This is a genomic window from Bacillus sp. AR2-1 (assembly GCF_008368755.1).
GTDB classification, from domain to species: Bacteria; Bacillota; Bacilli; order Bacillales; family Bacillaceae_G; genus Bacillus_A; species Bacillus_A wiedmannii.
Window position 1 is genome coordinate 26,431 of record NZ_QORY01000020.1, and the last position, 26,159, is coordinate 52,589.

Annotated in this window: 28 protein-coding genes and 1 other annotated feature (1 of these 29 running past the window's edge); of the genes, 19 read left to right on the forward strand and 9 right to left on the reverse strand. The window is 37.2% G+C overall.

From position 1 onward, the window contains the following. Positions 1-201, forward strand: a binding site (T-box leader); it begins 29 nt to the left of the window's first position. A 70-nt stretch (positions 202-271) separates the two neighbouring features. Next, a complete protein-coding gene (gene tyrS / locus DT250_RS22900) occupies positions 272-1,528 on the forward strand; it encodes a tyrosine--tRNA ligase (protein WP_046956195.1) in 1,257 nt (418 codons plus the stop codon). Between the two features lie 78 nt (positions 1,529-1,606). Here the strand turns inward: tyrS and DT250_RS22905 are convergent, their stop codons facing one another. Next, the gene (locus tag DT250_RS22905) at positions 1,607-1,909 is read right to left on the reverse strand and encodes a YjdJ family protein (RefSeq protein ID WP_149213741.1); all 303 of its coding nucleotides are present in this window, start codon (positions 1,907-1,909) and stop codon (positions 1,607-1,609) included. A gap of 150 nt (positions 1,910-2,059) precedes the next feature. On the opposite strand from DT250_RS22905, the gene DT250_RS22910 reads away from it, so the two are divergent. Next, the gene (locus tag DT250_RS22910) at positions 2,060-2,188 is read left to right on the forward strand and encodes a transporter (protein WP_087985417.1); all 129 of its coding nucleotides are present in this window, start codon (positions 2,060-2,062) and stop codon (positions 2,186-2,188) included. A gap of 54 nt (positions 2,189-2,242) precedes the next feature. Here DT250_RS22910 and rpsD read toward each other — a convergent pair whose 3' ends face one another. Then, positions 2,243-2,845, reverse strand: a complete 603-nt coding sequence (gene rpsD, locus DT250_RS22915) for a 30S ribosomal protein S4 (protein ID WP_000135322.1) — start codon at positions 2,843-2,845, stop codon at positions 2,243-2,245. A gap of 400 nt (positions 2,846-3,245) precedes the next feature. Between rpsD and megL the strand changes: the two genes are divergently transcribed. Next, positions 3,246-4,424, forward strand: coding sequence for a methionine gamma-lyase (megL, locus tag DT250_RS22920; RefSeq protein ID WP_149213742.1), 1,179 nt, complete (start codon positions 3,246-3,248; stop codon positions 4,422-4,424). 62 nt (positions 4,425-4,486) lie between these two features. On the opposite strand, the gene DT250_RS22925 is transcribed toward megL, so the two are convergent. Continuing rightward, complete coding sequence (locus DT250_RS22925; RefSeq protein WP_149213743.1) at positions 4,487-4,966, reverse strand: GAF domain-containing protein; 480 nt, start codon at positions 4,964-4,966, stop codon at positions 4,487-4,489. Between the two features lie 147 nt (positions 4,967-5,113). Between DT250_RS22925 and refZ the strand changes: the two genes are divergently transcribed. Next, positions 5,114-5,752, forward strand: a complete 639-nt coding sequence (gene refZ, locus DT250_RS22930; RefSeq protein ID WP_087985414.1) for a forespore capture DNA-binding protein RefZ — start codon at positions 5,114-5,116, stop codon at positions 5,750-5,752. Between the two features lie 11 nt (positions 5,753-5,763). Here refZ and DT250_RS22935 read toward each other — a convergent pair whose 3' ends face one another. Then, positions 5,764-6,708, reverse strand: coding sequence for a DMT family transporter (locus tag DT250_RS22935; protein WP_088064572.1), 945 nt, complete (start codon positions 6,706-6,708; stop codon positions 5,764-5,766). A gap of 124 nt (positions 6,709-6,832) precedes the next feature. On the opposite strand from DT250_RS22935, the gene DT250_RS22940 reads away from it, so the two are divergent. The 8 genes from DT250_RS22940 to DT250_RS22975 all read left to right on the forward strand — a co-directional run bounded on the left by DT250_RS22940 (position 6,833) and on the right by DT250_RS22975 (position 16,420). Next, entirely contained in the window at positions 6,833-7,675 is an 843-nt protein-coding gene (locus DT250_RS22940) for a LysR family transcriptional regulator (protein WP_097908107.1), read from the forward strand. Between the two features lie 206 nt (positions 7,676-7,881). Further along, positions 7,882-9,594, forward strand: coding sequence for a septation ring formation regulator EzrA (gene ezrA, locus DT250_RS22945; protein ID WP_060486568.1), 1,713 nt, complete (start codon positions 7,882-7,884; stop codon positions 9,592-9,594). Between the two features lie 228 nt (positions 9,595-9,822). After that, the gene (locus tag DT250_RS22950; protein WP_064460176.1) at positions 9,823-10,965 is read left to right on the forward strand and encodes a cysteine desulfurase family protein; all 1,143 of its coding nucleotides are present in this window, start codon (positions 9,823-9,825) and stop codon (positions 10,963-10,965) included. Positions 10,966-10,971: 6 nt separating this feature from the next. Further along, positions 10,972-12,186, forward strand: a complete 1,215-nt coding sequence (gene thiI / locus DT250_RS22955; RefSeq protein ID WP_060486566.1) for a tRNA uracil 4-sulfurtransferase ThiI — start codon at positions 10,972-10,974, stop codon at positions 12,184-12,186. An 80-nt stretch (positions 12,187-12,266) separates the two neighbouring features. Then, on the forward strand, positions 12,267-12,464 hold the full coding sequence (locus DT250_RS22960) for an alpha/beta-type small acid-soluble spore protein (RefSeq protein ID WP_000091640.1): 198 nt from the start codon (positions 12,267-12,269) through the stop codon (positions 12,462-12,464). A 176-nt stretch (positions 12,465-12,640) separates the two neighbouring features. Continuing rightward, complete coding sequence (gene mbcS, locus DT250_RS22965; protein ID WP_087985410.1) at positions 12,641-14,227, forward strand: acyl-CoA synthetase MbcS; 1,587 nt, start codon at positions 12,641-12,643, stop codon at positions 14,225-14,227. A 104-nt stretch (positions 14,228-14,331) separates the two neighbouring features. Beyond that, entirely contained in the window at positions 14,332-14,763 is a 432-nt protein-coding gene (locus tag DT250_RS22970; protein ID WP_048544430.1) for a VOC family protein, read from the forward strand. Between the two features lie 88 nt (positions 14,764-14,851). Continuing rightward, on the forward strand, positions 14,852-16,420 hold the full coding sequence (locus DT250_RS22975; protein WP_149213744.1) for an amidohydrolase: 1,569 nt from the start codon (positions 14,852-14,854) through the stop codon (positions 16,418-16,420). Between the two features lie 107 nt (positions 16,421-16,527). Here DT250_RS22975 and DT250_RS22980 read toward each other — a convergent pair whose 3' ends face one another. Further along, the gene (locus DT250_RS22980) at positions 16,528-17,331 is read right to left on the reverse strand and encodes an NAD kinase (RefSeq protein WP_048544426.1); all 804 of its coding nucleotides are present in this window, start codon (positions 17,329-17,331) and stop codon (positions 16,528-16,530) included. A 205-nt stretch (positions 17,332-17,536) separates the two neighbouring features. Here DT250_RS22980 and DT250_RS22985 point away from each other — a divergent pair, with 205 nt between their 5' ends. The 5 genes from DT250_RS22985 to ackA all read left to right on the forward strand — a co-directional run bounded on the left by DT250_RS22985 (position 17,537) and on the right by ackA (position 21,896). Next, the gene (locus tag DT250_RS22985; RefSeq protein WP_088064566.1) at positions 17,537-18,175 is read left to right on the forward strand and encodes a DUF2953 domain-containing protein; all 639 of its coding nucleotides are present in this window, start codon (positions 17,537-17,539) and stop codon (positions 18,173-18,175) included. Positions 18,176-18,187: 12 nt separating this feature from the next. After that, positions 18,188-18,583: a GerW family sporulation protein gene (gene ytfJ, locus DT250_RS22990; protein ID WP_000350005.1), complete on the forward strand. Its 396-nt coding sequence runs from the start codon at positions 18,188-18,190 to the stop codon at positions 18,581-18,583. Positions 18,584-18,717: 134 nt separating this feature from the next. Further along, positions 18,718-19,218, forward strand: coding sequence for a thiol peroxidase (gene tpx / locus DT250_RS22995; protein ID WP_088609301.1), 501 nt, complete (start codon positions 18,718-18,720; stop codon positions 19,216-19,218). Positions 19,219-19,416: 198 nt separating this feature from the next. Then, complete coding sequence (locus DT250_RS23000) at positions 19,417-20,403, forward strand: class I SAM-dependent methyltransferase (RefSeq protein ID WP_141542729.1); 987 nt, start codon at positions 19,417-19,419, stop codon at positions 20,401-20,403. A gap of 299 nt (positions 20,404-20,702) precedes the next feature. Further along, positions 20,703-21,896 carry an acetate kinase gene (gene ackA / locus DT250_RS23005; RefSeq protein ID WP_000034571.1) on the forward strand — a complete coding sequence of 398 codons (1,194 nt, stop codon included), beginning with the start codon at positions 20,703-20,705 and terminating at the stop codon, positions 21,894-21,896. A 48-nt stretch (positions 21,897-21,944) separates the two neighbouring features. On the opposite strand, the gene DT250_RS23010 is transcribed toward ackA, so the two are convergent. Continuing rightward, positions 21,945-22,358, reverse strand: coding sequence for an NUDIX hydrolase (locus DT250_RS23010; protein WP_087985406.1), 414 nt, complete (start codon positions 22,356-22,358; stop codon positions 21,945-21,947). 71 nt (positions 22,359-22,429) lie between these two features. Next, the gene (locus tag DT250_RS23015; RefSeq protein ID WP_149213745.1) at positions 22,430-23,065 is read right to left on the reverse strand and encodes a DUF1796 family putative cysteine peptidase; all 636 of its coding nucleotides are present in this window, start codon (positions 23,063-23,065) and stop codon (positions 22,430-22,432) included. Between the two features lie 137 nt (positions 23,066-23,202). Here DT250_RS23015 and DT250_RS23020 point away from each other — a divergent pair, with 137 nt between their 5' ends. Further along, a complete protein-coding gene (locus tag DT250_RS23020; protein WP_001256865.1) occupies positions 23,203-24,036 on the forward strand; it encodes an EcsC family protein in 834 nt (277 codons plus the stop codon). Between the two features lie 32 nt (positions 24,037-24,068). On the opposite strand, the gene DT250_RS23025 is transcribed toward DT250_RS23020, so the two are convergent. Next, positions 24,069-24,731 carry a YitT family protein gene (locus tag DT250_RS23025; RefSeq protein WP_048544413.1) on the reverse strand — a complete coding sequence of 221 codons (663 nt, stop codon included), beginning with the start codon at positions 24,729-24,731 and terminating at the stop codon, positions 24,069-24,071. 855 nt (positions 24,732-25,586) lie between these two features. Here DT250_RS23025 and DT250_RS23035 point away from each other — a divergent pair. Next, entirely contained in the window at positions 25,587-25,781 is a 195-nt protein-coding gene (locus DT250_RS23035; RefSeq protein WP_000910293.1) for a hypothetical protein, read from the forward strand. Positions 25,782-25,809: 28 nt separating this feature from the next. Here the strand turns inward: DT250_RS23035 and DT250_RS23040 are convergent, their stop codons facing one another. Next, a complete protein-coding gene (locus DT250_RS23040; RefSeq protein ID WP_088064564.1) occupies positions 25,810-26,127 on the reverse strand; it encodes a radical SAM protein in 318 nt (105 codons plus the stop codon). Between the last annotated feature and the right edge of the window lie 32 nt (positions 26,128-26,159).

The window sequence follows — 26,159 nt, forward strand, 5'->3', positions numbered from 1 at the left end:
TCATTTCCCTGTTTTAGAGAGCTGATGGCCGGTGAAAATCAGCACATAGATGATCGCGAATTACGCCCCTAGAGCATCTTTTTTCGATTGAATTGTATTCAAAAGGGAAAAGACGGTGCTAAGCCGTTATGTAAATAAGGTGGTAGGCTTTTTTTTGCCTGCAACTAGGGTGGTAACGCGATAATCAAAATCGTCCCTTATTTGAAGGGGCGATTTTTTTATGTTTTCAACCTTCACGCCAGTAATGAACTTAAAGGAGAGTATGTAGGATATGGGTATTTTACAAGATCTTGAATTTCGCGGTCTAATTAATCAGCAAACAGACGCTGAGGGACTTGAGCAATTATTAGAAAAAGAAAGCGTTAAATTATACTGTGGTTTCGATCCGACAGCGGATAGCTTACACATCGGTCATATGTTACCAGTATTAATGTTACGTCGCTTCCAATTAGCTGGTCACCAACCAATCGCACTTGTTGGCGGTGGTACTGGTATGATCGGTGACCCAAGTGGTAAAAAAGCAGAACGTACATTAAATACGAAAGATACAGTTGCTTACTACACAGAAAGCATTAAAAACCAACTTTCAAACTTCTTAGAGTTTGAAAACGTGGACAACCCAGCAACAATGGCTAACAACTATGACTGGCTTGGTAACTTAGATGTAATTTCATTCTTACGCGATATCGGTAAAAACTTCGGTTTAAACTATATGTTAGCAAAAGATACAGTAGCATCTCGTTTAGATACTGGTATTTCATTCACTGAGTTTAGTTATATGATTTTACAATCATACGACTTCTTAAACTTATACCAAAACCATAATTGCCGCTTGCAAATCGGTGGTAGTGACCAATGGGGTAACATTACAGCTGGTCTTGAATTAATCCGTAAATCAGAAGAAGATGCGAAAGCGTTCGGTTTAACAATTCCACTTGTTACAAAATCTGACGGTACGAAGTTTGGTAAAACAGAAGGCGGCGCAATTTGGTTAGACCCAGAGAAAACAACTCCTTACGAGTTCTACCAATTCTGGATTAACACAGATGACCGCGACGTTGTTAAATACTTAAAATACTTCACATTCTTATCTCATGAAGAAATTCTTGAGCTTGAAAAGCAAGTAGCTGAAGCACCAGAAAAACGTGCAGCACAAAAAGCATTAGGTGCTGAAATGACAAAACTTGTTCACGGCGAAGAAGCATTAGAGCAAGCGATTAAAATTTCAGCTGCATTATTCAGCGGTTCTGTAGCAGAATTGACTGCAAGCGAAATCGAGCAAGGATTCAAAGACGTACCATCTGTAGAACGTACTGCAGAAGATACAGTATTAATCGACTTACTTGTAGAAAGCAAAATCTCTCCATCAAAACGTCAAGCACGTGAAGATGTAACGAACGGCGCAATCTACGTAAACGGTGAACGTACACAAGCATTAGACTACGTTGTAACAGAAAACGACCGCATCGAAGGTAAATTCACAATCATTCGCCGCGGTAAAAAGAAATATTTCTTAATTCGTTACTAATCAGAAACGAATATAAAACAAATAGTACCCCGAATTGTAGGCTGAAAAGTTTATGATTCGGGGTTTTTATGTATAAATTTAGATTACCTCACGAGTTCTTGTAAATAGAATATGAAGAATTAATACGATCATATAAAGTAAGCTAATGAGCATAACAATAAATGCTGTTGGATAAAATTTTGCTGCATATATAAAGAAATCGATTTGAAAAATATCTTCGTAACTTGAAACGGTGCCTTTAAAGTAATTTGTAAACTTAGCGCTATATTTCCATTCATCAGGATCATCTATTAAATTACTTCCCTGATACCAATTAATAAGTGCGGAAGTAATAAACAGCATACATGCACTACCTAATTGAACCATTTGATTTATTGTCAAAATGAATCAACCCCCTATTTTATGGTTATTATAGCGTGCATTCGTATTCCTGTAACCTTTTTGTTGTAATCTCCTTTTCGAGTTCATACGGAAATCACATGTAAGCGGTATGATAAATGTATAACAACTAGAAAGGAGTGGTAAAACAAAATGTCACTAGAAGCGCTCATTATTTTTTCTTTGCTAAACGCGGGTCAGCTTGCAGAGAATTCGAAGGTGGATGTACATAAAGAGCAGAAAGATGCTTATGTATACGTTCAACAAGAGGAAAATAAATAATTTTATTTTATATATAAACGAAAAAAGCCAATCCAGAGGATTGGCTTTTTGTCATTAACGAGAGTAGAACTCTACGATTAATGCTTCGTTGATTTCAGCTGCTAACTCAGAACGCTCAGCGTGACGAGTGTAAGTAGCTTCTAATTTATCAGCATCGAAAGTTAAGTATTCTGGTACGAAGTTGTTAACTTCGATCGCTTCTTTAACAACAACAAGGCTGTTAGATTTTTCGCGAACGCTGATTGTTTGACCAGGTTTTACACGGTAAGATGGGATATCTACGCGAGATCCATCAACTGTGATGTGGCCGTGGTTTACTAATTGGCGAGCTGCACGACGAGTGCGAGCTAAGCCCATACGGTAAACTAGGTTGTCAAGACGAGCTTCAAGAAGGATCATGAAGTTTTCGCCGTGCTTACCAGGCATTTTACCTGCTTGGTCAAATGTGCGACGGAATTGACGCTCAGTCATGCCGTACATGTGACGAAGTTTTTGTTTCTCTTGTAATTGTAAACCGTATTCTGAAAGTTTCTTACGTTGGTTAGGACCGTGAGGACCTGGTGCGTAAGGGCGTTTTTCTAATTCTTTTCCTGTGCCGCTTAGAGAGATTCCAAGACGACGAGACAGTTTCCAAGCTGGACCTGTATAACGAGCCATAGTTGACTCCTCCTTTAAAAATGTTTTTATTTACGTAAAATAAAAACAGACGTAATCGATATTTACGGGCATTTTGTTTTCATGTACCTTCGCTCCAGCAGCAGGGAGTTACGAGATACACCTCCGTAGAGGAACAAAATACAAACGATAAACTCACATTACAAGGCTGCCTTTTTATTTTACACAAACGCTATTATATCTTTTACTCAGAGTTTCGTCAAGCAAGTACGTTTTTGTTTTATGCATATAAATTTTGGAAATGAACAAGAAGGAATTTAAAACGATATAAAAGAAGTGATAGAAACACAAATGAAACGCTTACATAAAATATAGTAAAAAATGTTCATTAATTTTTTGTTGATGAATATGCGGGAATAAAAACATAAAAGGGGATGTTTTTATGAAAAAGAAGCATATGGAGACAGCGTTAATTCATCACGGGTATACATCTGAGGAACATAAAGGAAGTTTAACACCACCGTTATTTCAAACGTCTACATTTACATTTGAGACTGCGCAGCAAGGAGAGGCGAGTTTTGCGGGAGTGGATCCGTCTTATATTTACTCAAGACTTGGAAATCCAACTGTAAAATTATTTGAAGAACGTATGGCGGTGTTAGAAGGAGGAGAAGAAGCACTTGCTTTCGGATCAGGAATGGCAGCTATTTCAGCAACGTTAATTGGCTTTTTAAAAGCTGGAGATCATATTATTTGTTCAAATGGATTATACGGGTGCACGTACGGTCTTTTAGAAGTGTTAGAAGAGAAATTTATGATTACGCATTCGTTTTGTGATATGGAGACAGAGGATGATGTCGAAAATAAAATCCGTCCAAATACAAAGGTTATTTTCGTTGAAACACCGATTAATCCAACGATGAAATTAATCGATTTAAAACAAGTTATTCGGGTTGCGAAGCGAAATGGCTTACTTGTTGTTGTCGATAATACGTTTTGTTCACCGTATTTACAAAGACCGCTTGAGCTTGGTTGTGATGCGGTTGTTCATAGTGCGACAAAATATATTGGTGGTCATGGCGATGTTGTGGCGGGTGTAACGATTTGTAAAACGAAAGCATTAGCTGAAAAAATTCGCCCGATGCGTAAAGATATCGGCGGCATTATGGCGCCGTTTGATGCGTGGTTATTGTTACGTGGATTAAAGACGTTAGCGGTAAGGATGGACCGTCATTGTGATAATGCAGAAAAAATTGTATCGTTTCTGAAAAATCATGATGCGGTAGAAGGTGTTTGGTATCCAGAAGGGGAGTTAGCATCTCGCCAAATGAAACGGGGAGGTGGTGTGATTTCTTTTTCAATTAAAGGCGGAAAAGAAGAGACGCAAGCGTTTATCAATGACCTTCACTTTATTACAATTGCCGTAAGTTTAGGGGATACAGAAACGTTAATTCAGCACCCAGCAACGATGACACACGCTGCGATTCCAGCTGAGCTAAGACAAGAAATGGGTATTTACGATAATTTAATACGTTTATCTGTCGGTTTAGAATCATGGGAAGATATCGTTTCTGATTTAGAACAGGCACTAAAGAAAGTATCTACTGTTAGTAATCAATAAAAAAGAGTGAGCTATCGGTTTCGTACGTGATGTACGCAATCGATAACTCACTCTTTTCTTTTTTAAATATGTTTTAGGAGTGTTTCCACAAACTTTTCTAAATAGCGCTGATCTACTTCATCAAAACGATTTTTTTCAGGGCTATCAATATCAAGTACACCGATGATAGTTCCTTCTTTCACGATCGGTACGACGATTTCTGAATTAGAAGCACTGTCGCAAGCGATATGTCCTGGGAATTGGTGAACGTCTGCTACAAGCTGCGTCGTTTTTGTTTCAGCTACAACGCCGCAAACGCCTCGTCCAAATGGAATGCGCACGCAAGCAGGCATTCCTTGGAAAGGTCCAAGAACAAGCTGATTTCCGTCTGTTACATAAAAGCCAACCCAATTCACACGATCTAAAAATTGATTTAATAATGCGGACGCATTTGATAAGTTTGCGACTACGTTCGGTTCGCCAGTTAATAATGCATCCAGTTGTTTAATTACTGTCTCGTATTGCTCTTCACGAGAACCTGCATAACTTTCTTTTGTAAACATGGAAACAACTCCCTTTTTATCGAGATGTGTAAAATATTAGCAAAATACGATGTATTTCACATGACTTTGTCGATAGAAAATTAAAGGAATTTGTCTTAAAAGTCAAGAAATTTAAACTATAGCTGTTCAGTGAGAGGAAGTGAGCGCATGAAACAGACGAAACAAAAAGTAATTGATGCGGCAATATCGTTGTTTAACACGAAAGGTTATGATGGAACGTCGGTGCGAGAAATTGCAAAGCGAGCGGATGTGAATGTAGCGAATATTTCATATTATTTTGCTGGAAAGCAAGGTTTATTAGAACAGCTTATTACTGACTTTTTAGAAGGATATATTCATGTGATTGAAATGTCGTTCGAACAGAGAGAATATTTGTCGGCTAAAGATGTGATGGTGCAAATGGTGCGCGAGATTTTACGATATCAATTTGAAAATAGGGAACTGACACGTTTCTTCTACCGAGAGCTTTCACTTGATACGACATTAATTCGCGAAGTGATGACCATTTACTTTTCTAAAGAAAGATATTATATAGAGCAAATGATTAGACAGGGACAAATGAAGCAAGAGTTTAAAAAGGTATCTTTTACAATGTTTATGACGCAATTAAAAGGCATGATGAATATGCCGTTTTTATATCCACAATATATATCAGAAGTGCTGCATTCATTTCCGTCTGAGACATTTTTCATAGAAATGTACACGAAAGAAATTGAACAATGGATGGAGCAAACATTATGTATAACGAATATGTACTATGAATTGCCAAGAGCTGTTCATATGTGAAAAATCCCCACCTAACGAACTGAGGTGGGGATTTTTGTGCTTTCTTTCCTTTGCCATGCATTGTTGCATAATAGCGCAATAATTGTTAATGAGGCTCCGGAAATTTCAATTTTGTCGACTGTATAACCTCGAAAGATGGAACCGATAAGTGCAAGTACAGGAACTAAATTCATAAATAATATGCCGTTAATAGATGAAATATAGCGATTTCCTGTGTTCCAGCAAAATACAGCGATAACACCTGCAACAATCGACATATACAAGAGTTCAAAACGAACGCTCATAATGGTACGAAGTGACGGCATAGTAACGATGTTTGTGTACGTGAAGAAAGTGACGATAACGATGAGTGAAATGGAGCCGAATAAACAAGTTAACGTCGTATATCGAAGTGGTGACCAAGATTGAAAACGAGCACCACCGTTCGTGTAAATGACCCAGCAAGTAACGCCGCATAGCATAAGTATATTTGTTGAGAGGTGACTGGCAGCTCCAAATAATAAGTGAATATTTCCTTTTGAAATGACGAGCATAACACCGAGCAATGCAACGAACATACAAAGGAATGTGTAGTTTTGTGGGCGTTTGTTTTTTGTTATCCACTGCAATAATAAAGCGATGAGTGGCATAAGAGACTGAATCATCGCAGCATGAATGGCCCCAGAAGGCCCGGCAAGTTGTTGGCCGTAAAAAATGAGAAAACCATATCCAGCGAAACCGACTGTTCCGTAAAAGAATAACGAAAGTGTTCTTTTCTCTAAGCGGAGTGAAGTTTTTCCTTCAGTAATGAATAGCAAAATAAGAAAAATAATAGCTGCTGATCCGTATCGGATAGTTGTGAAGAAGAACGGATCAATAAACTGCAGGGCATTTGCCATGACAGGAAACATAAATCCCCAAGCCGTTACGGCAAGTAAGCATAGGAGGGATCCGAGTAGCATTTGTTTTTTGTCCAAGAGTATCTTTCCCCTTTACATTTCGTTATAGTAAGTTGATGAAATAAGTATAAAGAGTAATTGTTTATGGAAGGAAATATCGATTTTTTATGACAGTTATAACTTTTTGTTAGAGGTGTGTACGATGGATTTGGAGGCAGTACGATCGTTTCTTGAAGTAAAGAATACGCGAAGTTTATCGAAGGCGAGTAAGCTTCTACATATTTCTCAACCCGCGCTTAGTAAGCAAATTCAAAGATTAGAAGCGGATTTAGAGGTTACTTTACTGAAGCGTTCCGCGCAAGGAGTGGAATTAACAGAAGCTGGAGAGTTATTTATAACAAGAATGTTACCGATTTTGAAACACATATATGAAGTGAAAACCGAAATGAAGACTTTTCAAGAGAAGCGGAAAATTTCTATAGGTATATTGCCAAGTTTAGCAGCTCATTACATATCAAAATGTAAAGATGTATTAGGTGAAGAACTCGAAGTAGAATGGAAAATTGAGCATACGAAAGTACTAATGGGACTCTTTAAAGAACGGAAGATTGAAGCGATGTTCGTCGATTCAGTAGTAGAAGGCGCTACGTGTATAAAAGAAATGCGAGAAGAAAAAATTGTTTGTGTCGTTTCAAATGATCATCTTTATAAAGAGAAAACAGTTATCCGAATGGAAGATTTGCAAAATGAAAAGTTAATCGTATACCCAGAAATCTGTGATGTAAGGAAAATGATTACGAATATGTTTCAGGGGATAGGTGCGAAACCAATCATTGCATTTGAAACTTCTTATGCAGAACCGATGCTTGCGATGGTCGGAGCTGGACTTGGTATTACGTTACTTCCAGAAATGTCAGTAAAGCAAGCGGTAAAGCAAGGGAATGTGCATGCGATTTCTATTGAACCACCACTTGCACGCAAAATTTATTTCGTATCCCATATGGAAGAGAACCCGTTATTGCAATCATTTGATGATGGAAGCTAATCCAAACAGAAGATTGAGAAAGATTACAATTGCATTGAAAGAAACATGAAATTTTAAAAAAAACTAGGTCAAAAACAAGCCATTACATGGTATGATTAGTACATTGTTAGTTGTTAAATATAGGGGATTCCCTTTTTATACATAATGCCTTCCATTTCATAAACGGAACGGACAAAAAAAGAGATATAACTAGGAGGCTTTTTTGCATGGATTCTATCCTGACGATCGTTATCATTGTAGTAAGCTCTATTCTAGTGCTGCTCATGATAGAGCTTGTGATAAGAAATCGTTCATATAAAGATATTGAAGCACTGGAGCAGTGGAAACAAGAGATAAAAGATAAACCTGTGGCAGATGAACTAAAACGGGTGAAAGATTTAAACATGACGGGTCAAACAGAAGAACTGTTTGGTAAATGGCGTGAAGAATGGGATGAGATTGTATCAACAACCCTTCCGAAAGCAGACAAAGATTTAGCGCAAGCGCGAAAATTCGCCTCGCAATTCTCCTTCCGAAAAGCAAAGCATGCGATGAATGAATCCATAAGTGGTTTAGATGACGCTGATAATCGTATTACAGATATTTTAAATGAATTACAGCAATTGTTAGAAAGCCATGAAAAAAATAGCTCGGAAATTGAAGAGTTACGTGATACATATCGTAGTATGAAGAAGAGTGTTCTTGCTCATAGACATATGTATGGAGCAGCAGAGCAGAAAATCGAAGAGATGCTAGATGCTGAATCTAATAAGTTTAAAAGCTTTGAAGAGGCAACAGATAATGGTGACTATTTAAAAGCGAGAGAAATTGTTATTAGTTTAGAAGAAGGTTTGGCAAGCTTAGAAATCATTATTCATCAAATTCCGGATTTATTGGTAGAGTGTCAAGCGACGTTACCAGTTCAGCTGGAAGATTTATTACAAGGACATAATGATATGGTAAGACAAGGTTATGTATTAGAGTATTTGGAAGTCCCTAAAGAAGTTCGTGATATGACGACACAACTACACACATGTTTAATGGATATACAGGAGCTTCATATAACAGAAGCCGCTGAAAAAGTAGAAAACTTAAAAACGCGTTTAGATGGCTTCTATGATCAACTGGAACAAGAAGTACATGCGAGACATTATGTGGAGCAAAAAACACTTTCTGTTTATGAAGACTTAGAAGAAATTCGTACTGAAACGATTGAAACAAAAGCAGAAACACAACTTGTGAAACAAAGTTATCAGCTACAAGATAAGGACATTGAGTCTCAAAAAGTAATTGAAAAGCAAATGCATATTTTAACGAAACGTTTTGAAATGCTGCGATTACGAGTTGCGGAACAAGATATAGCCTTCTCTATTATTCGTGAGGAACTAGAAGAGGTTTATGAGCAATGTGAAACGTTAAAAGTACTTCATGCAGAATATAAAGAAATGCTGCAAACGATGCGTAAAGAAGAATTTGAAGCACGTGAGAAGTTACAAGAAATGCGAAATATCATTTTTGAAACGAAACGTTTTATGCAAAAGTCGAATTTGCCAGGTCTTCCAGAAAGCATTATGGAAGATTTACAAAGAGGACAAATGGCAATGCAAGCTGTATATGAACAGTTAGAAGTGAAACCGTTAAATATGAATGCTGTAAATAGCAGTTTAGAAGAAGCGTACACAACTGTTAATGGTGTAGCTGAAATGACAGAAGAGTTAATTGGACAAGCGTATTTAGTTGAAAAATTAATTCAATACGGTAATCGTTACCGCAGTCATGATGAGAACCTTGCAGAGAGCTTAAATTATGCGGAGAAATTATTCCGTGAATATCAATACGATGCAGCTTTAGAACAAGCGGCTTCTGTACTAGAGCAACTTGAACCTGGCGTTGTTCAAAAAATAGCTGAATATGTAGACAATGAACAAACCCTTTCATAAGGGTTTGTTTTTTTGTGTAATTTTGGGGACGATGTTGCTATAATGAATAGCGGAATACAGTAAGGTTATTCGTTTTAAAATATAGTGAAACTGTAGTCAGTAGGGTCATCCTCGCTAATTATCGGCCTTCACAATCGGGATAAAATGGAACCTTTGAGTAGTCTTAGCGTAATTACACGTATTTGTGATATGATTATATGATGTGATAGCGCTGAAAGGGGAAGAACGATGATCTATTTTGATAATAGTGCGACGACGAAGCCATATCCAGAAGCCCTTCAATCGTACGTAACGGTTGCTGGAAAATATTTTGGAAACCCTTCTTCTATTCATTCGCTTGGAGGAGAGGCAGAGCGTCTATTAACACAATCAAGAACGATTGCAGCGCAGCTTCTTCACGTTAAACCTTCTGAGATTATTTTCACATCAGGTGGAACGGAAGGGAATAACCTTGCGATTAAAGGAATAGCGATGAGGAATCGTTCGCGCGGTAAACATATTATTACAACAAATATTGAACACGCGTCTGTGTTTGAAGCATATAAACAATTAGAAGATCTCGGTTTTGATGTAACATATTTACCGGTTAATGAGCATGGTGTTGTATCGGTAGAGGATGTAAAACGAGCACTTCGTGAAGATACGATTCTTGTGTCAATTATTCACGTGAACAACGAGACTGGAGCAATTCAGCCTGTTGCTGAAATTGGAACGTTATTATCGAACTATCCGAAAATAAGATTCCATGTGGACCATGTACAAGGGATAGGAAAAGTACCGCTTGATTTATATGCTTCTCATATTGATCTTTGCTCAATATCTGGACATAAATTCCACAGTGTAAAAGGAACGGGTCTTCTTTATGTACGTGATGGCGTAAGATTAGATCCAATTTTATCAGGTGGTCAACAAGAGCTTAAGTATCGCTCTGGTACAGAAAACTTACCTGGCATTGTAGCGATGGTGAAAGCACTTCGCATGACAATGGAACAAGTGAAAGAAAAGATAGCTCATTTGCAAAATTTACAAACAGAGCTTGTCCGTTTCTTGAAAGAGATGGAAGATGTAACGATTAATACGTCGCTTGCATATGCAGCACCGCACATTTTAAATGTGTCATTTGTTGGTTTAAAACCAGAAGTGGTCGTTCATGCTTTAGAAGAGCACGGTGTATATGTATCGACGAAGTCTGCTTGTTCTTCAAAAGCAAATGAAGTGAGCAGAGTGTTAGTGTCAATGGGAGTACCCCATGCCGCTGCTGCAAGTGCTATTCGTATTAGTTTGGCACCAGAAAACACGATGGAAGAAGTAAAACAATTTGAAGGTATTGTGAAAGAGACGATGCCAAAATTATATGAAGTGATGAGGTAAAGGAACATGATGACATATGAATATATTTTAGTTCGTTATGGAGAGATGACGACTAAAGGTAAGAACCGCTCTAAATTTGTAAGCACATTGAAAGATAACGTAAAGTTCAAGCTGAAAAAGTTCCCAAATATTAAAATCGATGCAACGCATGACCGTATGTACATTCAATTAAATGGCGAAGACCATGAAGCAATTTCTGAAAGATTGAAAGATGTATTCGGTATTCATAAGTTTAACTTAGCGATGAAAGTACCATCAGAATTAGAAGATATTAAAAAGGGTGCATTAGCAGCTTTCTTACAAGTAAAAGATGATGTGAAAACTTTTAAAATTACAGTGCACCGTTCTGATAAGCGCTTCCCAATGAAGACGATGGAGTTACTTCCAGAAATCGGTGGACACATTTTAGAAAATACAGAGGATATCACAGTAGATGTTCATAATCCAGATGTGAATGTACGTATAGAAATTCGCAGTGGTTACAGCTATATTATGTGTGGTGAGCATATGGGAGCTGGTGGTTTACCAGTTGGTGTTGGCGGAAAAGTAATGGTACTTCTTTCTGGTGGTATCGATAGCCCAGTAGCAACGTACTTAACGATGAAACGCGGCGTGTCTGTGGAAGCAGTTCATTTCCATAGCCCACCTTTCACAAGCGAGCGTGCAAAACAAAAAGTAATCGATTTAGCACAAGAGTTAACGAAGTACTGTAAACGTGTAACGCTTCACCTTGTTCCATTTACAGAAGTGCAAAAAACGATTAATAAAGAAATTCCATCTAGCTATTCAATGACAGTTATGCGCCGTATGATGATGCGTATTACAGAGCGTATCGCAGAGGAGCGTAATGCACTTGCAATTACGACTGGTGAAAGTCTTGGACAAGTAGCAAGCCAAACGTTAGATAGTATGCATACAATCAACGAGGTAACAAACTATCCGGTTATTCGTCCACTTATTACGATGGATAAATTAGAAATTATTAAAATCGCTGAAGAAATCGGCACATATGATATTTCAATTCGTCCGTACGAAGATTGCTGTACAGTATTCACACCAGCAAGCCCATCGACGAAGCCAAAGCGTGAAAAAGCGAATCGTTTTGAAGCGAAATACGATTTCACACCATTAATCGATGAAGCTGTAGCGAACAAAGAAACAATGGTATTACAAACGGTAGAAGTAGTGGCGGAAGAAGACAAATTCGAAGAACTTTTCTAAAACCATAAATTACCATATCTAAAACGTGTATGAAGTCATGTTATTTATCACACTCTATACTCACAAGGAGGTGATATAACATGTCACGTAGCACAAATAAATTAGCGGTTCCTGGTGCTGAATCAGCATTAGACCAAATGAAATACGAAATCGCTCAAGAGTTTGGTGTTCAACTTGGAGCAGATGCAACAGCTCGCGCTAACGGTTCTGTTGGTGGTGAAATCACTAAACGTCTAGTTTCACTAGCTGAGCAACAATTAGGTGGTTACCAAAAATAATCCCATATAAGATGGCTTAGAAAGAGCGGGTTTTCCCGCTCTTTCTTTTTGTTGTTTGCATCGGTATACATTCATTTCGACATAGACATAAAAAATTTGTCAAAAGAAGAGGGTTCAAAATTAACTGAAAATTCTTTATTATATAAGGGAGGCATAGAAATGGAGGAGGATATTGTATGAAGAGAGAGGAATTGTTGGCGCCACCGTCTTATAATTTAGTTTCTGAAATAGAGAAATATACAGGTGATAAAGATAAGCTTGCCTTAATTTGGCAAGATGATAAAGGGAATAGACGAGAAGTTACATACGCTGAGCTTATGAAAGGTGCGAATAAAATTGGAAACGCTTTTATAAAGAGTGGTCTGCAAAAAGGGGACAAGCTCCTCATTATGATGCCGCGCTTAATTGAAGCGTACATGACGTATATCGCTGCGATTAAAGCAGGATTTGTCGTAATTCCGAGTTCGGAAATGTTGCGCAAAAAGGATATAGAATATCGCATTGGGCACGGGGAAGTAAAAGCAATCGTAAGTTATGAGCCGTACATTGGGCAGTTTGATGATATAGAAGCGATGGAATCTCTTCAAAAATTCGTTCTGAGCGAGCAGTCAGTAGATGGATGGATTAATTTAAAAACAGCGTTAGAAACAGAAAGTGACATGTTAGAAATGGCGAAGACTGATAAAGAAGATATGGTCTTTTTATCTTACACGTCAGGAACGACAGGAAACCCAAAAGGTGTTGTTCATACGCATGCGTGGGCATACGCTCATTTGCGCACGAGCGCTCCAAATTGGCTCGGAATTGAAGAGGATGATGTTGTATGGGCGACGGCTAGTCCAGGTTGGCAAAAGTGGATTTGGAGCCCGTTTTTAGCAACTCTCGGATCAGGAGCGACAGGATTTGTATACAACGGTAAATTTGAACCAAAAACGTATTTAAACTTATTAGGTGATAATAAGGTGAATGTGCTTTGTTGTACGCCGACTGAGTATAGATTAATGGCAAAAGTAGAAGACTTAAGTGAGTACAATTTAGAAGCGTTACATAGCGCTGTATCCGCAGGTGAGCCATTAAATAGAGAAGTCATTGAAACGTTCCAAAAGCACTTTAATATTACAGTAAGAGACGGCTACGGGCAAACGGAAAATACATTGCTTGTTGGTGTAATGAAAGGGATGGATATTAGACCGGGATCAATGGGAAAACCAACGCCAGGCAACCACGTTGATATTGTAGATGAAGAAGGTATTCCGGTACAGGTAGGAGAAGTTGGTGATATCGCAGTTCACATTGAAACGCCAGCCCTCTTTAAACAATATTATAAAGACGATGAGCGCACAGCGATGCAATTCCGCGGTGATTATTATATTACCGGTGATAAAGCGAAGAAAGATGAAGACGGCTATTTCTGGTTTGAAGGGCGCGGTGATGATATTATTATTAGCTCTGGTTATACAATTGGGCCGTTTGAAGTAGAAGATGCGCTTGTAAAACACCCTTACGTAAGAGAGTGTGCGGTTGTCGCAAGCCCTGATGAAATTCGCGGAAGTGTCGTGAAGGCATTTATCGTATTAAGAGAGAATATAGACAAGAATGAAGAAACATTAATTCCAGTACTCCAACAACACGTCAAAGAACTCACTGCACCATATAAATACCCTCGCAAAATTGAATTTGTAGATGAACTACCGAAAACGATTTCCGGAAAAATTCGCCGTATTGAACTTAGAAAACAAGAGATGGAGATTCCGTCAAAATAATTTTGAAAACAGTGAAGGAAATAGTTGAATGAAATGCCAAACAATGATAATATAAAAAACGAACACAAGTTCGATTTTTATAAACTTAAAAAAGAGGTGTCCGTATGATTTTAGGTATTAATCCGTACTTAGTTTTAGATGGTAGTGGGCAAGAGGCTGTACAGTTTTATAAAGAGGCGTTAGACGCAAAAGTAGAAATCATGCAAACTTTTGGTGACATGCCTGAAAATCCAGAATACCCGATTCCAGCTGAAGCAAAAGAGCGCGTTTTACATGCTACTTTAAAAGTTGGTAATACGGACCTTATGATTTCTGATACATTCCCAGGTCAAGGGCATGCAATCGGATCTCAAGTAACAATTGCAATTCAAATTAGTAATGCAGAAAAAGCGAAAGAAGTATTCGAAAAGTTACAAGAGGGTGGAGAAGTTATTATGCCACTTCAAGAAACGTTCTGGAGCCCAGCATACGGACAACTTAAAGATAAATTTAGCATTGAATGGCAAATCACAACGAACCCTACTGAACAAAAGTAATTTTTAGAAAAGCACCATTTTTAATCGAAATGGTGCTTTTTTTATACGCTCTAATTTCGTAGACTAAAGGGAAAAGGGGGATGAGCATATGGGAGAAATTTGGTATGGCGGCACCACTTACACGATGCGAGAAGAGAATGAAAAAGTAGAAGCTATTTATGTTGAAAAGGGCATGATTGTTGATGCTGGGAGTAAGGAAGAGCTAGAAAGTCGATATTCAGACGTGAAGTTGTATGACTTAAAAGGCAAAACGATGATCCCAGGTCTCGTTGATAGTCATATGCATCTTATTGGGCACGGGGAGAGGTTACTCCGTCTAGACTTATCAAATTGTACATCTTATAGCGAAGTGTTGACTCTTGTTCAGAAGCGAGTAGAAGAAGCGCCAAAAGGTTCTTGGGTTATTGGAGAAGGCTGGAATGAAAATAATTTTACAGATACAAAACAAGTTCATGTACGTGATTTAGATGAAATCTCTAAAGAACACCCCATTTTATTAAAGCGCGTTTGTCGCCACGTTACATGGGTGAATTCATACATATTGCAAGAAGCGAACATAACAGAGACGACGCAAGACCCGAAAGGAGGAAAAGTCGGCCGGGACGCATTGAATAATTTAACAGGGCTTTTATATGAACAAGGACAAGAACTAATAAAACATGTTCAGCCTGAAATTGATGAAGCCTACTTACAAAGAGCTCTGCAAACAGCGATTAAAGATTGCTGGCAATACGGACTCGTCGGTGGGCATACGGAAGATTTAAATTATTACGGTGGTTTTAGAAAAACGCATAATGCGTTTTCTCATGTTATAAAAGAAATGCCCTTTAAAGCGCATTTGCTCGTTCACCATGAAGTGGCACATGAGCGAAAAGAATATGAAAATGAGCATTATATTGAATTTGGAGCGATGAAAATTTTTTCTGATGGCTCTTTTGGCGGAAGAACAGCTTTATTAAGTGAACCGTATGAAGATGCGCAGGAAACAAATGGAGTTGCAATCTTCTCACGTGAAGAGCTTGCGGAGTTAGTGAAAAAAGCACGGGATTTACATATGCCAGTTGCGATTCATACAATAGGTGATTTATCGCTTGAATATGTCATTGATGCACTTGAATTATATCCACCAGCAGAAGGTTTTCGCGATCGTATTATTCATTGTCAGTTAGCTCGTGAAGAATTGATTGAGAGAATGCAACACTTGCCGGCTATTATCGATATTCAGCCCGTCTTTGTGTCATCGGACTTCCCATCAGTCATTGAAAAACTAGGCGAGCATCGTCTTCGATATGCATATGCTTGGAAGACGTTACTAGAAGCGGGATTACACTGCAACGGTGGGTCTGACGCGCCAATTGAACAAGTGAATCCGTTTTTAGGCATATATAGTGCTGTTACACGTAGAAGTTTTATTGACGGCGTATGCTATATGCCAGAGGAAAGATTAACGGTATATGAAGCTATCTCTTTATTTACAACAGGAAGTGCCTATGCAATCGGAAAAGAAGCGAAGCGAGGGAAAATCGCAAAGGGATATGAAGCGGACTTTACGATAGTAGATCGAAATATATTTGAGGTAGAGGCAGAAGAAATAAAAGAAGTACAAGCAGAAATGACGGTAATTGATGGGAAGATTGTGTATAGGAAAGACGTGTGAAAATATATCGACTTACCGATAAAAAATGACAAGAATAGTGGTCGGTAGCGAGAGAAATAAATAACCGCCGAATTATGGGATCCCATAATTCGGCGGTTATTTTAATGCTATAAAAATGTTCTCTGTACTTTTTCCCAGAAGGAATTGTTTTTTAATTTAACTGTTTTAATTTGTTTATCGCTTAAGCGTACAACAGCTTTTTCCACTTGTTTAATGCTAAGCGCTTCATTATCCATACCGATAACTGGATAATCGTTACCGTCTGGTCGTAGTTTTAAAGTTAGTGTACGCTCGTGATTTAAAATGAATGGTGAACCGAGCGTACGGTATGTGTTGTTATTTAAAGATGCTAATTCGCTTACTTGGAAGCATGGGATAAGCGGATCAACAACCGCACCATGTAATGATTTATTGTAAGCTGTACTTCCTGTTGGGGTAGAAACAACTAAACCGTCCCCTCTAAATGTTTCGAAATATAGATCATCAACGTGAACATCTACAACGAATGTTTTAATAATGCTAGAGCGTAATGAGAACTCATTTAAACAATGGAAAGATGTACCGTGATCTACATCTACCTGAATTGTTGGATATTTTCGCACTTCAATTTCATTTTTTGTAATTTCTTGAAGGGCTGTATCGACGTGATCAATATGGAAATCGCAGTAGAAAGAAGTTTCATCTTTCGTAGAAATCCCTGCGTATAAACAATCTTCTCTAAAACCAGTTTGACGAACGGCTTGTAAGAAAGTTGCATCATCTCCAACACTGACGATAGCGTTTGCATTTTTTGAATGATCTAATATGGTAAAACCATTCTCTTCTAAAATACGATAGATTGGTTTCATTTTTTCAACGAGCGTTGCTTTGTCATCACCATAAAAGAAAAATAAATTGCGACGATCTGCCATTATGTATCCCTCCACTGCAGTTAAATTTTCTGTTCTTCGTGCTACATATCATCCAAATATGTTCCCCGACGATATGTTCAAATAATATATTTCGATATAAAATGTCAAAATCCCTTTTTATTTTTAGAAAAATTTTTATATTCAATTTTAAAGGATTCTGTTTAATGATGAATAAACTTGTCGATAATGGGTACGGAGTGAAAGGATGATACGTATGAAGTGGCTCGTGATTGGAATAATAATTCTTCTCCTTTTTATTTTGCTTATACTATTGTCGAAAATAAAGCTTAAAGTGACATTTTTATATTCAGAAATGGAAAAGCAATGTTTGTTTCAAGTGAAAATATGGATGATTCGATATACGTTTGACGTATTGGAAAGAATTGAAAAACAGCAGAAAAAGACAGGAGAGAAAATCGAAAAAGCTGAAGAAGAAGGCGGAATTGATAATAAAATTATGGCACAACTTGATAGTATAGGGGAACTGATAAAAAAGCTGCAAGAAGTTCATACTATCGTTAAAGATTTTCTCAAACGAGTAAAAATCAATGGTTGGAAATGGCACACCCAAATTGGAGCAGGTGATGCAGCTAGTACTGGAATTGTCACTGGATATGCATGGGGGACAAAAGGAATGGCTGCTGGAGTTGTAGGACAATATATGCATATTGTTGACGTACCAGAATTTGAAATCACCCCTGTTTTTCAAGGGAAAGGATTTGCATCAAGATGTGAGTTAACAGCATCTTTTCGTATATTTCGTGCTATAAAAACGGGTATCAAATTACTCACGTTTATGAGAAGACAAAGATCTGGTACGAATGAAAAATCAGTTCAAGCATAGGGGGGATATAAAGTGGACCATCCAATTCAAGGTTTAATGACAACCGCAATGCAGCATTTAAAACAAATGACTGATGTAAATACAATTGTTGGTGATCCGATTAAAGCGGCAGATGGAAGTGTAATTCTTACCGTTTCAAAAGTTAGTTTCGGATTCGCTGCTGGTGGAAGTGAATTTGGTAAAGTAGAACATTCAGGCCGTCATCCATTTGGCGGGGGAAGTGGTGGAGGAGTTTCTATTAATCCTGTTGCTTTTCTTGTAATAAATGGAGAAGGTGTAAAAGTGTTGCATTTAGATAAGCAAACACACGTCATCGATAAAATAATTGAATTAGCACCACAAGCTGTTGATAAAGTGAAAGAAATGATGGATAAACGAAAAGAAGACGATCCTGAATTTCAAATTTAACGAATAAAGAAGCTAATCAATGGATTAGCTTCTTTAATTTTTTTGTAAATAAAGCGATTTTATTTGCATTATCGATAGGGACAAACTATCATTTACATTGTACATATTTTGTTTAAATAAGGGAGGATTTTCAAGTGGCAAACGTAACTTTTAAAGGTAACCCAATGACTTTAGTTGGAACAGAAGTTAAAGTTGGCGATCAAGCGCCAGAATTCCAAGTATTAGCAAATGACTTATCTCCAGTAAGTTTAGAAACATACAAAGGCGAAGTAAAATTAATTAGTGTTGTACCTTCAATCGATACAGGTGTGTGTGATGCACAAACACGTCGTTTTAACCAAGATGCAGCAAGTATTGAAAACGCGAAAGTGTTAACAATTAGCGCTGACTTACCATTCGCTCAAAAACGCTGGTGTGCAGCAAACGGTTTAGAAAATGTTGTTACACTTTCTGACCACCGCGATCTTTCATTCGGTGAAGCTTACGGCTTAGTAATGAAAGAGCTTCGTTTACTTGCTCGTGCAGTATTCGTAGTAGATAGCAACGACAAAGTAGTTTACGCAGAATACGTAAGCGAAGGTACAAGCCATCCAAACTATGAAGCGGCATTAGAAGCAGCTAAAGCGGCAAAATAATGTGAAGAAATGACCTCTTATAAAGAGGTCGTTTTTTCTCATGTATTGCTGCGTAATGGTACCAATATATGAGAAAAAACGTTATATCATATATAACTTAAAGGGGAGCTCTTTGCAGGAGGTCGCTTTTTCTTTTTGGAAAAAAACACTTTGTGGTATGATATAAGTTATGTGTAAAAGAGAGAAGGAGGAATGTACGTGAGTCAGACAGTAGAAACATTATTTTCTATTTTTGATTCTTCTGCGGTAGTTTTACGTAAAGAATTAGATGTAACATATTTAGAGGCGCTTGTAGAAACAGGTGATAACTTGTTTGAAGGAGCAATTTTACAAGAGGAATTATCCGAATCAGCAATTGAAAGGCTGAATCGTGAATATAGTACGTTTAATGAAGAAACATATAAAGGTGAAGAAATTCGTAAAGCATTTCAGTTAGCCATTTTAAAAGGAATGAAAGAAGGCGTACAAGCGAATCACGAAATGACGCCTGATGCAGTTGGAATGTTCATGAGCTACTTATTCCATAAATTTATGCAAGGGCAAAACGAAATTACTGTTTTAGATCCTGCAATTGGAACAGGTAACTTAATGACTACAGTATTTAATAGCGCCAAAGAAGGACTAGCAATGAGTGGATTTGGTGTAGAAGTGGATGAAGTGTTAATTAAACTTGCTTTAGTAAATGCGAATTTACAAAAGCATGCAATCGAATTCTTCCATCAAGATGGACTAGCGCCACTTTATATCGATCCGGTTGATGCAGTCGTTTCAGACTTACCGATTGGTTACTATCCAAATGAAATCGGTGCAAGTGAATATAAGTTAAAAGCAGATCAAGGAATGTCGTATGCCCATCACCTATTTATTGAACAAAGTGTGAAACATACGAAAGAAGGCGGGTACTTATTCTTCCTAGTACCAAACTTCATTTTTGAAAGTGATCAAGCACCAAAATTACATGCATTTATTAAAGAAACATGTTTTATTCAAGGGCTATTACAGCTACCTGTTTCCATGTTTAAAAACGAGAAAAATGCAAAAAGTATATTTGTTCTCCAAAAGAAAGGTCCTAGTGTAACAATGCCAAAACAGGCGTTATTAGTGGAGTTACCTAAATTCTCCAACATGAAGGCGATGGAGAACATTATGGATCAATTAAATACTTGGTTTGCAACCCACAAATAAGGCAAGGTATATGTAACAGGATTAGTAATTCATGTAGTACAGTTTTATAGGATATGTCATATTTTTAAATATATACTAGATTAAACTGAATTTTTTTGAAATCTGTAATATATATTTTTTCTTGGTGTTACAATTTTTTCACTTGAAATATATGTCGGACGATGTTTAAATTAAAATCGTGAGTATAAAATTCACTAATGATGAAACGTTTTCATATTTAGTGAATTTGATCAGATAAAATCGAGCGGTTTGTGGACATATCCACACAACTACCAAGAGAAAAAGGGGCGAAAGACTAGATGTCAAAAATCATCGCGATTAACGCAGGAAGCTCTTCCTTAAAATTCCAATTATTTGAAATGCCAAGTGAAACAGTATTAACAAAAGGTTTAGTAGAACGTATCGGTTTAGAAGATAGTATCTTCACTATTACTGTAGATGGCGAAAAACAAAAAGAAATTACAAATATTCCAGATCATGCAGTAGCAGTAAATATGCTTCTTAAAAAATTAACTGAAAACGGAATCGTTAAGTCTCTAGATGAGATTGGCGGTATCGGTCACCGTGTTGTTCACGGCGGCGAAAAATTTGCTGACTCTGTTTTAATTACTGATGAAGTATTAGCTGATATCGAAGAGTTAAGCGATTTAGCACCACTTCATAACCCAGCAAACCTTGTTGGTATTAAAGCATTCCAAGAAGTATTACCAAACGTACCAGCAGTAGCAGTATTCGATACAGCATTCCACCAAACAATGCCGGAATCTGCATTCTTATACAGCCTACCATATGAGTACTATGAAAAATTCGGTATCCGTAAATACGGTTTCCACGGAACTTCTCATAAATACGTAACTGAGCGTGCGGCTGAATTATTAGGTCGTCCACTTGAAAGCTTAAGCTTACTTTCTTGTCACTTAGGTAATGGTGCAAGTATCGCAGCAGTAGAAGGCGGTAAATCTATCGATACTTCTATGGGCTTCACTCCACTTGCTGGTGTAACAATGGGTACACGTTCTGGTAACATTGACCCTGCTTTAATTCCATACATCATGGAAAAAACAGGCCAAACAGTAGAAGAAGTAGTTAGCGTATTAAACAAGAAGAGTGGTATGTTAGGTCTTACTGGTTACTCTAGTGACCTACGTGACATCATTGCGAAAGAAGAAGAAGGCGACCACCGTGCGAAAGTAGCACTTGATGTATTCGTAAGCCGTATCCACAAATACATCGGTTCTTACACAGCTCGTATGAAAGGCGTTGACGCTATCATCTTTACAGCTGGTGTAGGTGAAAACAGTGCGATTATTCGTGAGCGTGTATTAGAAGGCCTTGAGTACATGGGCGTATACTTCGACGTAAAACGTAATAACGTATTTGGTGAAGAAGCATTCATCAGCTTCCCACACTCTCCAGTAAAAATTATCGTAATTCCAACTGACGAAGAAGTTATGATCGCTCGTGACGTACTACGTCTTGGAGATATTGGTTAATATACTATATGAAAAAAAGACGAGATCCTATAGGGTTTCGTCTTTTTTCTATTGGATATATTTCAAGATTCCATCTGGATATAGTGCTTTCTCTTTTTGAATGAATGCAGTGAGGGAAATCCATTTTGCATATGACAGTGTTTGTTCATCTTGTATATTCAGTATTTCCATTTCATATAGTGACATGTCTAATAAGCGTAAAGAATATAGCTGAATGATTTCATGACCAATTTCTCCATCTAGATGAAAGATATTTTCTAAGCAGCCTAAATAATTGGTGATTTCCACTTCTGTGTGAAGCTCTTCTTGAAATTCGCGAATAACGGTATGTGCTGATTTTTCACCAAGTTCAATTGAACCGCCAAGAGGTCGGTAATATGTTTCATCGCCTGTATGATATTCTTGTACGAGAAGTCTACCGTGATGTATAGCAATGCCAAAAGCTTTTGCACGTGGATACATATATAATCACTCCTTATTTCTTTTGTATAAGGATGATTATAATGTGTTTTGTAATAAAAAGTATCGTGTATTTAGGACTGCGGTCTAATCGTGAGTCCATCAAATAGGTCACTCCAAAATGCTTCATTGTACTGGTATACATCCATAATAGGGCATTTTATAACGCAAATATTTTGTAATCCCCAATCTTCTTGGGCAACATTTGGTACATCTGCAGGAAGTAGTAATAGGACAGAGAATTTATGTTTAACTATTTGAGATAAAATGTGTTCCAAAGAATGCGCTTCTTCGTATGTTCCTCCAGTTCGAATAAACAATATGGATTCTGCCGTTTCAATTGTAGTTAGAAAACGATGAATTCGATGCTCATAGTTTAACTTAACTTCTGTATAAGAAGGCCAAGAAATTGGTGTGTTTACATCTGTTTTAAAGTCGTGGCAGGAGTCGATTTCATATAGGTTGTCACGGAGTCTTAATTTCGCACCATCATCCCAAAATGAGATGAAAGATAAGTTTTCGAACTGTAGAAAACGGTCAAATCGATTTTGTAATAATACATTCACTTTTTCTAATGAAGGGCTTAGCATAAAATCGATAACACCAAAAAAGGGTGATAATTCGAATTGGTATAACGCCCAAGCAGGCCAGCAGTTTTGTCCTAAGCTGAATACTGCATTATATTCTTTTTTTATATTGGATAGATTCATGTGATTTATCTCATCCTTTTTGCTAATATTTTATGTCACTAAAAAATGGAATGTGAATAAAGATAGACAAGCATATTTGCAAAGAATAAGCAGAAATATGTTACAATAGAAAAAAATCGAACGAGGTGGTTGTTACGATGCGATCGAAGCGAGAACAAGCCATTTTAGACAATATAAAAGAATGGGAATCGCAATTAGTTGAGCAAGAAGCGACTGATTTTCAAAAAATTTTTGATAAATGGGTACATACGACAATTGCGAAATTACCTGAGAAAAAACGAAAAGATTTCTTTACGAAAGCAGATGGATGGCTCTTTCATTTGCATGCATTGATTCAAAGTTCACAATCACAGTTAGACGCGCGTAATCGTATTTTAGGAACGTCGAGATTATTTGATGAATCAATTGAGCAACTAGAAGATTTGAAAGCATTATCTATTGATCAGTTAACATACATAGCAGAGCAGCAAACAGCGCGACATCGCCTATATTCATTCGTACAAGGCGGAGCAACGGGTGCTGGAGGTTTATTATTATTAACGGCTGATTTTCCGGTTATGATTGCATTAAATGTGAAGGCTGTCCAACTTATTGCAACATCATTTGGACATGATGTGAACAAGCCTTATGAAATGATGCTTGCGTTAAAGGTGTTTCATGCGTCATTACTACCAGGAAGGCTTCAGCAATACGCATGGTACAATTTACTGCAAGAGCTAGAGCAAGAAGATTCGTTCTTCTATGAAGGAGACGAAGCGGTATTACAACCAGCTTCTACTGAGGTTGTGTTAAAACAAATTTTGAAAACATTTTCGATTTATGCTCTTCGTCGTAAATTATTCCAAGGTATTCCGGTAATTGGAATGGCAATCGGGTCTACAGTGAACTATCGTTTAACAAGAAATGTTACTGAATTTGCAAATAGATTTTATCAAGTGCGCCACATAGTCGAGAAGGAAAAAAGAGCGTAAAAAAAGCGAGAGGCCGAAGCCTTTCGCTTTTTTTAATTTGTTGCATGCTTTTTGGACATTGGAATAGATACTGGTTGCTTTTCTGCTTTTTTCTCTGCTTTTGGATAATAAATTAAATCCAATGTTTTTGCCTGTACAGCAATTGAAAGAATAGTAAAAGCAATTTCTGTCCAATTTAAATAATATAATGAAAGCGCAAGAACAATCGCGTCAAAGACGAAGAAAATTTGCCCAATTGTAAAACGAGTTCGTTTACTTAATACAATTGTTAAAATGTCGTCTCCGCCGGTTGCACCGCCAAATCGCAATATAAAACCGAGTCCAATACCAGCTAACGCACCGCCAACTACTGCAGCTATAAATAAATTATTTGATAAATCGACCGTAAATGGAGAATAATTTTCCATAAGAGAATAAAATACTCCGAATGAAATCGAACCTAGGAATGAATAACCAACCATTTTTTTACCTAAAAATGAAGCACATAATAAAATAATTGGGATATCCATAATTACAGTTGAAATAGATGGTGAAATATCATAAAAATTTTGGATAAATAGTGCAATTCCTACAAATCCACCTTCTGTTAAGTGGTTTTGGAAGTGAATGTGATATAGCGCTGCTGCTAAAATAAATGAACCGATTAAAACCATAAAAATTTCTTTAATAATTTGTCGACTTTGGATGTTCCTCATCGTTATTCCTTCTTTCCGTAGTTAGTAGTCCTTTTTGTGTTGTAAACTAACTACGAGCTCACATGTAGCTTCAGTTAGTTTACGAAAAAAACTAACTACGCTATATGTCGCTGAAGAAATAACGAATAATCCTCTCGTCCATCAATTCTCCCTACCTTCGTTTTAGTTTAAGTCTTAAAACGACTAAACAAAACGTGGAGTAGGATTCTTCATTTAGCAATCCTGCTCTTCTTTGTTTTGTTTAGCTAGTAACAATTAAGTCCTAAACAAAACGCTACGTGTAAGAAGAGTCTTTTTTTTGCCAAATTATCCTTCGGGCAATCATAATTTCCCCACTCTCGTATTTTTTTCGCTAGACTAAAGTATCTGAGCTGAAAAATACGCTACGTGTATGATTCGTCAATACGATGCCACATGCTCCTTCGAGCGATCATGATATCAAAATCCCTTCCTTCAAGATTTATATTATTATATCATACTTTCAAAAAATGTATGCGGATGGAAACCGACAATAAGCGGAGGAAATCTACAAAAATTGTTATGTTTAAATATTTTTGTAGAAAAGCCTAAGTTATTTTGCAGAATTGGACAGTGTTTTAAAGTTTGTCCAATAAGTAAGAAAGAGATGGCGTTTATTCAGTTGTATCTTTCTGGTCACCTTTATCTTTAAAAAACGCATCCCAGCTAATCACACTTAAAAAAGTTAAAGCGATAATAATGAAAGCTCGCATAAAATTGAGACCTCCTTTTGTACATAGTATATGAATAATTCGCTTCAGAATGTGTCATTTTTTTACAAGTCTTAATTGTTATGAGATTATATCAATATAGATAGATGAAAGGGAGAGAGAAGATATGCTAAAAGACATGTTCAAAAGAAAAGAATTAGTATGCGTTTCATGTCAGAAAAAGATTCAATATGAAGAAGAGCTCGTTGCTTTTGTAAAGTTGCCAAAGGAAAGAAGTATATTAGTTGGACCGTTCGATGTGTGTTTAGCGAAAACAGCACAAGAAATATATTGTAAATCGTGTTACGACAAAAAAGCATGACCCAAAGTAATTGAGGGACATGCTTTTTTCATTGGTGTGCTTTTCCCTCAGATACATTTTGAGTGAGTCGATACCAAAGCCAAAGGTCATTAATGATGGAAGCGAGATCGGCAATTTCTGAATTAAGTTTGCAAGAAATTTCGAAGTTTTCTTCGTTATTTAAATGATGCTGTTTTGCATTAATAGAGTGCTCGAGTTCTTTTATACGATCAGGAATCTTTCCTCGAACTTGTTCCCACTTTAATAAAATAGCATGCTGTATTTTTTCGGGGATATCTTCCCAATCTTCTTGTAAATACGGAATTTCAATTCCTAGATGATCATCGTATAAGAAATATTTTTCCATAAGTTCCCCCCCGTTTTCCTGCTTATATTGTA